This is a genomic window from Ensifer sp. Root127 (assembly GCF_001425225.1).
Taxonomy (GTDB): Bacteria; Pseudomonadota; Alphaproteobacteria; order Rhizobiales; family Rhizobiaceae; genus Ensifer; species Ensifer canadensis.
The window spans coordinates 534400-546245 of record NZ_LMDX01000001.1; the positions used below are offsets into that span (position 1 = coordinate 534400).

An 11846-nucleotide genomic window follows, 5' to 3' on the forward strand; every position below is an offset into this window, starting at 1 on the left:
TCCCCTTCCGATTACTGTGCGGCGTTGGCAGCGACGTCAACGGCCTTGGCCGCGCCGTCGATGGACGCCATGAGCGCCTTGTTCGCATCGCCGATATTGGTTGCGGCGGCAGCGAGCCAGGCGTCGTATTTTTCCTGCGAAACAACGCGGATGGCGATCGGCATATAGGCGTGGTCCTTGCCGCAGAGCTCGGAACACTGGCCGTAATAGAGGCCTTCGCGGTCAGCCTTGAACCAGGTTTCGTTCAGGCGGCCGGGAACGGCATCGATCTTAACGCCGAAGGCAGGCATTGCGAAAGCGTGGATGACGTCGGCAGCCGTGACGAGCACACGAACGGTCTTGCCGACCGGAACGACGACTTCGTTGTCGACGGCGAGCAGACGCGGGTATTCGGCCTTGTCTTCCTTGCCGAGACCCGCACGATCTTCTTCCTTCATCAGCAGACTGTCGAAGGAGAGCGGGCTTTCGCCGACTTCATATTCATAGGACCAGTACCACTGGTTGCCCGTCGCCTTGACCGTCAGGTCCGGATTCTGCGGCGGCGTCAGCTGCGCGGTCAGAAGCTGGAAGGACGGGATCGCCAGGAATAGCAGGATGATGACCGGACCAACGGTCCAGACAACTTCGATAGCGGTGTTGTGGCTGGTCTTGGAGGGAACCGGGTTGACGCTCTCACGGAATTTGACCACCACGACAATCAGCAGCAGGAGGACAAAAAGAGTGATCGGAATGATGAACCACAGGGTATAGTGCTCAAACCACGTGATCTCTTCCATAATGCCCGTCGCAGCCGTCTGAAAGTTCGTCTGCCAATCGACAGGCTTGTCAGCGAAGGCGCTCGAAGCAAAAAGCAGACAGGCAAGCGCTGCCATAACTGCATAAGCCTTATTTTTCACAATATGTCTCCCCAATGCGCTTGATCAGGATCAAACCGGAACGCAGAATCCCTGCGATACTGCAGCGCTTCAAACCACAGTTTGCCCAACGCCGCAACATCTGTGCAATCAACCCCATGCGGCATTTTTGCACAAATGCGACTTTTCTCACAGGCACCCCTCGGAACCCCCAGCGAATCGACTTATATGTCCCGGTCTGCGCCACTGACGGCGCTATCACGCCACATCAGCGCGACAATGGCGCTCCGCGAGCCCAATTTCCGCCATATGGCGCTGGAATGTACCCCACAGGGCTTTTCATTTTCTCCCGCGCGCTTCAAGAATAGCCCTGATGATTCGACGTTTTGAGGTTTACATGGGCCTGCCCCTTTTCTCCCGACTGTCGGCTCTTGCCGCTCTCGGATTTGCCGTCCTCGCCCTTCCTACGGCGAGTGCTGCCCAACAACCCGCTGGCGCGCCCGGAACGGTCAAGTCCAACCATGGCGCATGGTCGATCGTCTGCGATCAGCCGGCAGGTGCGTCAACCGACCAATGCGCCCTGATGCAGAACGTCATCGCCGAGGACCGGCCGGAAGTCGGCCTCTCGGTCGTCGTGCTGAAGACCGCCGACCGCAAGGCGAAGATCCTGCGCGTTCTGGCGCCGCTCGGCGTGCTGTTGCCGAACGGCCTTGGCCTCAACGTCGACGGCAAGGATATCGGCCGCGCCTATTTCGTGCGCTGCTTCTCCGACGGCTGCTATGCCGAGGTCGTGCTCGAAGACGAACTGTTGAAGACCTTCCGTTCCGGCGCGACGGCAACCTTCATCGTCTTCCAGTCGCCGGAAGAAGGCATTGGCATTCCGGTCGACCTCAAAGGCTTCGGCGAAGGCTACGACGCCCTGCCGTGATGGCACTCGCCACAGACCGATTTTCAAAGCCGCGCCTCGTGCGCGGCTTTTTCGTTTCGAACACCAAGAACCGCGCAAAAAAAGCAAAAGCCCGGATGTTCGTCCGGGCTTGCGAGGTGTGCAGACGTGCAATCGCTCAGCGTCAGATGATGTCTGTCGCGGCGATCTTGATGCCGAAGCCTTCGAGGCCGACATAGTGGCGCTCGCGTGAGGCGATGAGCCGGATGGAGCTGATGCCGAGATCCTTCAGAATCTGTGCGCCGAGGCCGATCTCCAGCCACTCGCTTTCACGAGCCTGCGCCTCGTCATGGGCTTCGCGTTCATGCTTGCCCTTGCGGGCGGTCTGCGACACGCCGACGCCGACCGAGCCTTCGCGCAGATAGACGATGACGCCCCTGCCCTCTTCGGCCATGCGCTTCATGATCCGGTCGATCTGGCAGTCCTTGCCGAAAACGTCGGCACCGACATTTTCAAGGTGCAGGCGAACCGGAATGTCGACGCCGTCGCGGATGTCGCCGAAGACGACGGCGAGGTGTTGCATCGGATCCCAGGGGAGCGAGTAGGAATGTCCCTTGGCCATGCCGTAGGGTGTCTCGATGTCGAACGAACCGCCCTGCTCGATCAGCGTTTCCTTGCGCTGACGGTAGGCGATCAGGTCGGCGACGGAAACCTGCTTCAAACCGTGCTTTTCGGCAAACGCGCTGACCTGCGGGCCGCGCGTGACGGTACCGTCGTCATTGACCAGTTCGCAGATGACGCCGATCGGCGGCAGGCTTGCGAGCTTGCAGAGATCGACGGCCGCCTCCGTGTGGCCCGAGCGCATCAGAACGCCGCCTTCGCGGGCAACCAGCGGGAAGATGTGGCCCGGCCGCACAAAATCGGTCGGGCCGACATTGGGGTTGGCAAGGTTGCGCACCGTCAGCGTGCGATCGTCAGCGGAGATGCCGGTTGTCGTGCCGTGTTTGAAGTCGACCGAGACGGTAAAGGCGGTGGTGTGCGCCGAGTCGTTCTCTGCCACCATGGCATTGAGATTGAGGCGCTTTGCCTCTTCGCGCGGCATCGGCGTGCAGACGATGCCCGAGGTGTGGCGCACGATGAAGGCCATTTTCTCCGGCGTGCAATGGACCGCGGCGACGATCAGGTCGCCTTCGTTCTCACGGCCGCCATCGTCGGTGACGACGACAATCTCGCCGGCTTCGAAGGCACGGATGGCATCAACGACACGCTTCTGGTCATAGGACATCTTGTTCTTCCCGAATTACTTACAGCGGCGCGCCTGTCTAGGAGCGCAAGGGTCGCCGTAACACTTTGAGTTGCTGCATAATTTTGCCCTTAAATCGATCCCGATTTAAGGAGTTATGCAGTAAGCCGGCCGGTCTGGCCGCGGTCACGCAGGTAGTGATCCGCAATCGTGCAGGCAACCATTGCCTCGCCGATCGGCACGGCGCGGATGCCGACACAGGGGTCATGACGTCCCTTGGTGCGCACATCCACCTCGTTACCGTCACTGTCGATCGAACGACGCTCGGTGAGGATAGAAGAAGTCGGCTTGATCGCAAAGCGGGCGATGACCGGCTGGCCGGTCGAAATGCCGCCAAGGATGCCGCCGGCATTGTTGGACAGGAAGACCGGCTTGCCGTCTTCGCCGATGCGCATCTCGTCGGCATTTTCCTCGCCGGTAATTTCGGCGGCGCCAAAGCCGTTGCCGATCTCGACACCCTTGACGGCGTTGATCGACATCAGGTTTGCAGCGATGTCCTGGTCGAGCTTGGCGTAGATCGGCGCACCGATGCCGGCCGGCACGCCCTCGGCCACCACTTCGACGACGGCGCCGATGGACGAGCCGGACTTGCGGATGCCATCCAGATATGCCTCCCAGACGGGCACGATCGCCGGGTCCGGCGCAAAGAACGGATTGTTGTTGACCTCGGCCCAATCCCAGTTGGCGCGGTCGATCTTGTGCTTGCCGATCTGGACGAGTGCAGCGCGCACGACCAGCCCCGGCACCACCTTGCGGGCGATGCCGCCGGCAGCAACGCGCGCCGCCGTTTCGCGCGCCGACGAACGGCCGCCACCGCGGTAATCGCGAATACCGTATTTGACGTCGTAGGTGTAGTCGGCATGCCCCGGGCGATAACGCTTGGAGATCTCCGAATAATCCTTCGAACGCTGGTCGGTGTTTTCGATCAGCATCGAGATCGGTGTGCCGGTGGAAATCATCGTCTCACCGTCCTCATCCAGCATCACACCGGAGAGAACCTTGACGAGATCGTCCTCACGGCGCTGCGTGACGAAGCGTGACTGGCCGGGTTTGCGCTTGTCGAGCCAGGCCTGAAGTTCGCCGAGCGTGAAACGAATGCCGGGGGGGCAGCCGTCCACCACACAGCCAAGCGCCGGGCCGTGGCTTTCGCCCCAGGTGGTGACGCGGAAGAGGTGACCGAAGGTATTGTGCGACATAAGGCAACCGAACTCTGAGAAGCAACGGACGTACATGTTTCATGTACGGGCGCCCCTCTCTTAGTGCAAAGCCGGGACAGGGGGAAGTCTTTCCGACCACCGCTTAGGCACGTCGCGATCTTTCAGATCAACCCGTTGCGCTTCAGTTCTCTTGTTCCTGGGCGTGTCGCGCGAAACCGCGGCATATTTTTGCGGGACATATATCGGGAATTTGCAAGCGCCTCAGGAAGCGAGTCTCAACCCCCGATCTGTCGCAAATGCCAAGAAGTTCTCTGCGCTCAGCGGCTTCGAGAAGGCATAGCCCTGCAGCAGATCGCAGCCGAGAATGCCGAGCATCTCGGCATGTGCCATGGTCTCGACCCCTTCTGCCACCGTCTCGATGCCGAGCGAGCGAGCGATATCGATGATCGACCGGATCAACGCCTGTTCGGTGCGGGCGCCGAGAACCGGGACCACGAGCTGCCGGTCGATCTTCAACCGCTTCGGCTTGATCTTGAGCAGGCTGACGATAGACGTATGGCCCGTGCCGAAATCGTCGATCTCGATGTCGATACCGAGCTTCTTGATACCCTCGATATTGGCGGTGACGATGTCGTCGCTTTCATCGAGGAAGATCGACTCCACCAGCTCGAAGGAAATCTGCCCCGGCACGATGCTCAAGCCTTCGAGCGAGGCGAGTAGCCGCTCGTCCTGCAGGCGCTTGGCCGAGACATTGACGGAGATCTTCGGCACCCGCAGACCGGCAGCCGCCCATCGCATCTGGTCGGCCAGCGATTTCTCCAGGACGAGGCGGTCAAGCGCCGCGGTGACGTTCAGTTCATCGGCGATCGCCAGGAACTTGTCCGGCGTCAGAATGCCCTGGCGCGGATGGCGCCAGCGGATGAGCGCTTCCACACCGGAGAGTGCCAATGTCGAGGCGTCGAACTGCGGCTGGTACCAGGGCACGAACTCGTCGCGCTCGATGCCTTCGAGGATTTCATCGGCGACGCGCTTGGCGGTGACGACTTCAGCCTGGAGCATCTGGGTAAAGAACTGATAGCGGTTGCGGCCGTTTTCCTTCGCCCGGTAGAGCGCCATGTCGGCATTGACCAGCAGCTTGCGTGCGTCGGCATGCGCCTGGCGGGCCACAGCGACGCCGATGCTGACGCCGAAGCGACAGGGAAATCCGTTGTAATCGACGGGCTGGCGCATTTCCGCGATGATCCGATCGCAGAGCGCCGCAAGTTCGGCAGCGCCCGGCGCGCCGGTGACGACGACGACGAATTCGTCGCCCCCGATGCGCGCCACCATGTCACCCGGCGCCATGTTGGAACGCAGGATCTCCGACGCATGAACCAGCATCGCATCGCCGGCCGCATGGCCGAGCGTGTCGTTGATCTGCTTGAAACGGTCGAGGTCGATGTGAAGGATGGCAATGCTCTGGAGCGCATCGGTGTTCTGGCCGGTCAGACGCTCAAGCGCCTTGTCCAGCATCCGGCGATTGCCCAGGCCCGTCAGCGGATCGTGCAGCGAATTGTGCTCGATGCGGATGCGTGCCTGTTCGAGCTCGGCATTCTTGGCGTCGGCCATCGCCTTGGCGGCGCGCAATTGCTCGGTCATCACCACGTCGTCGGTCACATCAAGCGCGATGCCGACCAGTTTCCTGCGCCCCTCCGGCGAGACATGCAATTTGCCGACCGAACGAATGTGGCGGACAGCGCCCTCCGTCAGCACCACGCGGGCCTGGTGTACATAGGTTTCGCGCGCGCCGATCGCCGTGTTGACCGCCGATAGCGCGGATCCGCGATCGTCGGGATGCAGCGCGTTGAGCCATGTCGCTTCGTTCGTTGCGCCGTCGGTGTAGACCAACCCGTAGAGCTGGTGCATGCGCTCGTCCCAATAGGTGACGTTGCTGTCGAGATCCGCTTCCCACATGCCGCAGCGATAGCTGTCGAGCGCCAGATCGAGCCGACGCGACAGCTTTTCCAGATCCTGCTCGCGCTCGTAAAGCCCCATGAGGGCCTGCTCGAGCTCCAGGTTCTGCTGGTCAACCTGGGCCTTGGCAGCCCCAACCTTTCATTCTTGAGCACGTCATCGGTGACATCCCAGCTGATGCCGGTGATCTTGGACCGGCCATCAACCCCCTGATGGCCGGAGCCGACATTGCGGATATGGCGTATGCTGTCGTCGGCCAGCACGACCCGATACTGCGAGCGGTACTCCAGGCCCTCATCAAGGCTGCGGAAGAGCGCGTTGGCGGCGATACCGACATCATCGGGTGCACGGTCGAGCGCCATTCATCGTAGGTCGGCTCGTCATCATGGACCGTAAGCCCATGCAGATGGAACATGCGATCGTCCCAGGAGCGCTCCTGCGTGGCCTGGTCGATCTCCCATATGCCGATCTTGGAAGCTTCGAGCGCCAGGTTGAGACGATGCGAAAGCGTCATCACCTCGCCTTCGCGCGCCCGGAGCTTGGCGATGTTGCGCTGGCGCTCGTTGACCAGCCCGCCGGCCAGCAGAATAGGAATGACAACGACGGCGACCGCCGCCGCGATCGCCAAGCGCAGGTCCCTGCTGTTTTGGGGCAACTTTTCCCAGCCGCCGATCGGTGTCGCCGCCAACTCCCAGACACCACCAGGCAGAGTGAGCTGGCGTTTGGCCGGTGCCATTCGAAACACACTGTCGTCACCGAAGAAGGCATCCTGGATACGCTCCGGTTCCGACACGTCGCGGATTGCGAGATGCACGTCGACATGACGGTGGTCGCCGGTGAATTCCGGCGTTTCGACACCTTCCTCAAGCAGGCGGGCGGATCGGTAGAGAGCCCTTTCATCGAGGATTGCTTCAACGTAGCCCCATCGCTCCATGCGCCCCTGGATCTTGGCGAAGACCGGCAGGAAGAGTTCAAAGCCGTTGCGCCCGCTCGGCAAACGGATCGGCCCGATCATGACCGGTTTTACCGTGGACGATGCGCGCTCAACGGCGCGGCGAGTCGCCCCGAATTTGTTGAAGTCGGTGCCGACGAACCATTGCTGGCTTTCGCGCGGAAAGGCGATGCGAACAACGCCGCCCGGGGCCGCCGACGCACGCACCATTTGCGGATTCTGCAGCAGCAATTTGGTCGACATGATGGTGAAATCATCGGCGGTCATCTCGGGATGGACACCAATGCTGTTGGCGAAACCGTTGAGGGCCGCAATATTGGTATTGACCTCCGACTGGAGGCGATTGGCAATGAGGTTCAGTTCATTCTCGACGTCGATCCTGAGATCACTGCGGGCGTTTTCGCGGTTTTGGCGCTCATAGACATGGCCGCCGCTAAAGACGACGATGCCCGCGATGGCGGCCGGTATCAGCGACGGTTTCGCAAATCTGGCTGCCGCCCGAATGCGTTGGCGCAGAACGTCAACAATCTTCACTCTATTCCCCTCGATCCCCAACCGAAGGTAGCGATCGAGTCTTAAGATTGGCTTTCGTCACATTTCTTTGGAAAACCCTACAATTCATGGGGATACAGTGCTGATGCACCGCCGGCTCAGCCGGCGGAATGCTTGAAAACTGCACGTTTGGCGTTCAGTCTCCATCAACCGGCCGGGCATCCCCGAAATGGAGGGAAAGCCTGTCAAAAGCTACGGTGCAAGGCAATTTTTGCCACAATCGGGGATCAAAGGGTGATGACAAGAATAATCGCAGATACATTGAAAAGGGCAAGAAAGATGCGTTTTGTCATTGCCGCGCTCATGGCTACCGCCGGCTTGCTTGCGCCTTTGTCGGCCGTTGCCGAAAGTGCCGATGTAGAGGCCGTTATTACCGGGGTCGATACCGATCGCCTCAGCCTTCAGCTCGACGACGGCAAAAGCTATCAGGCGCCTGAAGAATTCAATTTTGAAGGTCTCACCGCCGGCGTCAAAGTTCTCGTGTTCTACACTGAGGTCGACGGCAAGCGCGTGATCAACGATCTGGAAATCGTTCAGTAAGACTATTTAAGAACCCAAGTCCCGCCCCTTGAGGGGCGGGTGTGCTGACCCGGCTTCGTCAGAGCTTTCCAGGAAAGGTGCGAAGCGGTTTTCCGTCAGGAAATGCGTGGAAACAAAAAGGTAGAGCATTTCTACCGGTCCGTTCAGGACGGAAGCCTCAGATCCAGCCGATGGAATTTCCGGCAATCCGCAACAGACGATCCTGCGGGATGGCAGCAGAAGCCGCCTCATCTTCGTCCATCTCACCAAAAAGCTTGAACAGCGCACGGATGACGCCGCCATGGCTGACGCAGACCGTCGGCTTGCTCACGTCCTTGAGCCATGCGGCAATCCGCCAGGACAGGATCTCGTAGCTTTCGGCATCATTGCCGGGCGGGATGAAATCCCATTTCACTTTGCGTCGCTCGGCGATGCGCTCCGGCACGGACCGTTTCAGCTCCGGTAGCGTAAAACCTTCCCAATCGCCGAAGGAGACTTCCTTCAGCCGGTCGTCGGTGCGGTAAGCGGTGGGATCAAGACCCATGGCCCGGCGAAGGCGCTCCATCGTTTCGCGGGTGCGACCGAGGGGGCTCGCGACGAAGTCGAACTGCGCGGCGTCGGCGCCGAGGATGGCACCAAGCGCAAGCCCGTTTCCGGTCGCCTGCTGGCGGCCGGTATCGTTGAGAGGGATGTCCTTCTGCCCCTGGAGGCGGCTTTCCGCATTCCAGTCCGTTTGTCCGTGACGGATCACATAGATCAGCACAACATTTCGCTCCGGGCAGGAGGCTGTTCGGGCCGGTCGGCGGCGCCGATCAATCCTTGATGACGGAGATATCCGGAGCGTCTACCGCCTTCATGCCGACGACATGGTAGCCGCTGTCGGCGTGGTGAACCTCACCCGTGACCGAGCGCGACAGGTCGGACAGCATGTAGAGGCCGACATCGCCGACTTCCTCGATGGTGACGGTGCGACGCAGCGGTGCGTTGTACTCGTTCCACTTCAGGATGTAGCGGAAGTCGCCGATACCGGAGGCGGCCAGTGTCTTGATCGGGCCGGCAGAGATCGCATTGACGCGGATGTTCTTCGGGCCAAGGTCGACCGCCAGGTATTTGACGCTCGCTTCGAGCGCGGCCTTGGCGACACCCATGACGTTGTAGTTCGGCATGACCTTTTCGGCGCCGTAGTACGTCAGCGTCAGCATCGAGCCGCCGTCCGTCATCAGCTTTTCAGCGCGCCGGGCGACCGAGGTGAAGGAATAGACCGAGATCTGCATCGTCTTGGCGAAGTTTTCCGGCGACGTGTCGACGTAGCGCCCGGTCAGTTCGTCCTTGTCGGAGAAACCGATCGCGTGAACGACGAAGTCGATCTTGCCCCAGTGCTTTTCAAGCGTCGAGAAAACCTCGTCGATGGTGGCTTCGTCGCTGACATCGCAGTGGCCGGCCATGAAACCGTCGATTTCCGCCAAGAGCGGCTCGACGCGCTTCTTCAGTGCATCACCCTGATAGGTCAGAGCAACTTCGCCGCCCTGGCCATGGATGGACTTCGCGATCCCCCATGCAATCGAACGGTTGTTCGCGACGCCCATGATGACGCCACGCTTGCCCTTCATCAAACCCGATGCCTGAGCCATGCATTGTCCCCAATACTATCTGCCGGCATCGACGATGGCCGACGCCAGACTTCACAAAATTCAAAAACGCCAGATCTGCGCTGTCAGCGCGCGTGCGGCAAATTGTCGAGAATTGCCTATGGCATAGCCGCTCCGGTGGTTCAAGCGCGGCCGGGATCAGGAACTGTTAGTCCCCGTAATATTGGTTCAGTGTGTCAGCAAACCGTCACAAATAAAAGCCGTCGCGCAGCGATTTCATGAGGTCGGTGACCTTGTCATCAGGCGTGTCGCGCAAAATGAGCCGCAACTCGACCAGCAGATCGCCGCGCGCGCCATAGGCACCCGGCAGCCCGAAGCCGTCGACGCGAATGACCTTGTCCGACCCGGACCAGGCCGGAACGACAACGGTCGCCTCACCGATCGGCGTAGCGATGACATGCTCGCAGCCCAGCACGGCGCTCTGCAGATCGACGGACAGTGTCGTGAACAGATCGAGTCCACTGGTTCGGAAATCGCCGCTCTGGTCGACGCGCAGGGTGACGACGACGTCGCCGCGTGTCATGCGGGTGACGCGATAGCCCTGCTCCGCCAGGCGGATCGTCTGTCCGTCGACGGCACCCGGCGGTATCTGGACCTTGAAGGTTTCACCGTCGGGCAATTCCAAGGACAGGCGTTGACGATCGATCAAGTCCTGGATGGTGACGGTCAGATCGACAGCGAGATCTGGAACCTTGTCGGCGGGTTTGGCCGCCCGGCCGCGAATGCGTCTGACGATGGCGGCCACCAGCTCGGCGGCGGGTGCTGCGGCACGCTGCATCAGCGGCGGCTCCGTCTTGGCGACCGCCTCCTGCTTCGGCTCAGTGACAGGCTCGGGTTTCGGCTCGGGGGCAGCGGCTGGCCTTTCGGGTGCTTTGGCCGCTGCCGGCTTCGGCGCGGGCCTGGCGGCGCTGGTACGGCTCTCTGTGCCGAAGATCCGCGAGACCGCCTCTTCGGCGGTTTCCGCATCGACCGGCTGCTCCTCCGGCTCGGGGCCGCGCATCTTCGCCTTCATCGCCTCCATGCGGCGCAGCTCGGCTTCGCGCCGGGCATAGTCGTAGCGGCTTCTCAGCTTCGGGTCGCGCAGCAGCTCGTAGGCCTTGCCTGCTTCGGCAAAGCGCTCGGCGGCAGTCGGGTCGTCCTGATTGTGGTCGGGATGGATGGCCTTGGCGACCGAGCGCCACGCCGCCTTGATTTCGTCCTGACCGGCGGTGCGCCGGACGCCGAGAATTGCATAGGGATCACGCATGGCTTGCTACCATCTTCTCTGATCGGCGGCCTCTCCCGGATGCCCGCCTTATGCCTCAAACCGGGGATCAAGTGCTGTGGCACGTCCCGTTCAGCGGCGAGGATGGGCAGAACTTGCTAAATATCGGTTAGCCGGGGCGACGACGGAGCAGGTCAAAACGACGATCGAACCGTTCCTGCCGCGGTTTGCCGAAACGTGGTTAACGCAGGATTTCAGGAGCGCGGACCGAAGCTGGTGAGATACCACTCGCCATCGCTGAGCTTGCAGGTGCTGCCGTCGAACTTGGCAATGCCCTCATAGGAATGGCGGGTCGTGGTGAAACGACGGCAAAGCATGCCGCTGGCGTTGTCTTCCTGAATGCTGCTGATGACGCCGGCGCTGCCGGACGTGGCGTTTGCCCAGGGAATAGGGTTGAGCGACCCCTGCCCGAGTTCGGCTGAGGTCACGGCGTTGCGAATCAGGACCGCATCGGAAAGGCCGTCGGAGGTTTTGGCAACGGGAACGGTACCGGTTGAAACGGTGCGATCGACACCACTGCCGAACATGTCGAGGCCGGCTCCCATGCAACCGGACATAATGAGCACGGGCAGGCAAATTGCCGCGCCACGCATCACCGAGAAGGAATACCCCTTCTTGCCATCGATCCACTTTGCTATGTCTTGCACGGCAATCCTGTCAGACTCGCAAGAGCCGCACGTTTCCCGAGGAAGTCAACAAGCAGGCTCTGACATTTTCGATGCGGAAACACCGCTCGGGCTCATCCCGAAGCGTTTCC

At 61.1% G+C, this 11846-nt stretch carries 11 protein-coding genes; 2 read left to right on the forward strand and 9 right to left on the reverse strand.

Annotated elements, in window-relative coordinates; all coding sequences use genetic code 11:
* Positions 1 to 11 precede the first annotated feature (11 nt).
* Positions 12 to 896 (reverse strand): cytochrome c oxidase subunit II, encoded by an 885-nt coding sequence (coxB, locus tag ASD03_RS02585; RefSeq protein ID WP_025426171.1) that lies wholly within the window; start codon positions 894 to 896, stop codon positions 12 to 14.
* Between the two features lie 355 nt (positions 897 to 1251).
* On the opposite strand from coxB, the gene ASD03_RS02590 reads away from it, so the two are divergent.
* Positions 1252 to 1782 (forward strand): invasion associated locus B family protein, encoded by a 531-nt coding sequence (locus ASD03_RS02590; RefSeq protein WP_025426170.1) that lies wholly within the window; start codon positions 1252 to 1254, stop codon positions 1780 to 1782.
* Between the two features lie 142 nt (positions 1783 to 1924).
* Here ASD03_RS02590 and ribB read toward each other — a convergent pair whose 3' ends face one another.
* From ribB to ASD03_RS38650, 4 genes are all read right to left on the reverse strand, one after another.
* Positions 1925 to 3025 carry a 3,4-dihydroxy-2-butanone-4-phosphate synthase gene (ribB, locus tag ASD03_RS02595; RefSeq protein WP_025426169.1) on the reverse strand — a complete coding sequence of 367 codons (1101 nt, stop codon included), beginning with the start codon at positions 3023 to 3025 and terminating at the stop codon, positions 1925 to 1927.
* Positions 3026 to 3138: 113 nt separating this feature from the next.
* Positions 3139 to 4239 carry a chorismate synthase gene (gene aroC / locus ASD03_RS02600; protein ID WP_025426168.1) on the reverse strand — a complete coding sequence of 367 codons (1101 nt, stop codon included), beginning with the start codon at positions 4237 to 4239 and terminating at the stop codon, positions 3139 to 3141.
* A gap of 222 nt (positions 4240 to 4461) precedes the next feature.
* Entirely contained in the window at positions 4462 to 6234 is a 1773-nt protein-coding gene (locus ASD03_RS38645; RefSeq protein ID WP_156407894.1) for a GGDEF domain-containing phosphodiesterase, read from the reverse strand.
* 31 nt (positions 6235 to 6265) lie between these two features.
* Complete coding sequence (locus ASD03_RS38650) at positions 6266 to 7639, reverse strand: CHASE domain-containing protein (protein ID WP_156407895.1); 1374 nt, start codon at positions 7637 to 7639, stop codon at positions 6266 to 6268.
* Between the two features lie 297 nt (positions 7640 to 7936).
* On the opposite strand from ASD03_RS38650, the gene ASD03_RS02610 reads away from it, so the two are divergent.
* Complete coding sequence (locus ASD03_RS02610) at positions 7937 to 8197, forward strand: DUF1344 domain-containing protein (protein WP_025426167.1); 261 nt, start codon at positions 7937 to 7939, stop codon at positions 8195 to 8197.
* Positions 8198 to 8354: 157 nt separating this feature from the next.
* Here the strand turns inward: ASD03_RS02610 and ASD03_RS02615 are convergent, their stop codons facing one another.
* From ASD03_RS02615 to ASD03_RS02630, 4 genes are all read right to left on the reverse strand, one after another.
* Positions 8355 to 8939 carry a histidine phosphatase family protein gene (locus ASD03_RS02615; RefSeq protein ID WP_025426166.1) on the reverse strand — a complete coding sequence of 195 codons (585 nt, stop codon included), beginning with the start codon at positions 8937 to 8939 and terminating at the stop codon, positions 8355 to 8357.
* A gap of 49 nt (positions 8940 to 8988) precedes the next feature.
* Positions 8989 to 9807: an enoyl-ACP reductase FabI gene (fabI, locus tag ASD03_RS02620; protein ID WP_025426165.1), complete on the reverse strand. Its 819-nt coding sequence runs from the start codon at positions 9805 to 9807 to the stop codon at positions 8989 to 8991.
* A gap of 205 nt (positions 9808 to 10012) precedes the next feature.
* A complete protein-coding gene (locus ASD03_RS02625) occupies positions 10013 to 11071 on the reverse strand; it encodes a DnaJ C-terminal domain-containing protein (RefSeq protein WP_025426164.1) in 1059 nt (352 codons plus the stop codon).
* A 212-nt stretch (positions 11072 to 11283) separates the two neighbouring features.
* Entirely contained in the window at positions 11284 to 11736 is a 453-nt protein-coding gene (locus ASD03_RS02630) for an RT0821/Lpp0805 family surface protein (RefSeq protein WP_025426163.1), read from the reverse strand.
* Positions 11737 to 11846: the final 110 nt, after the last annotated feature.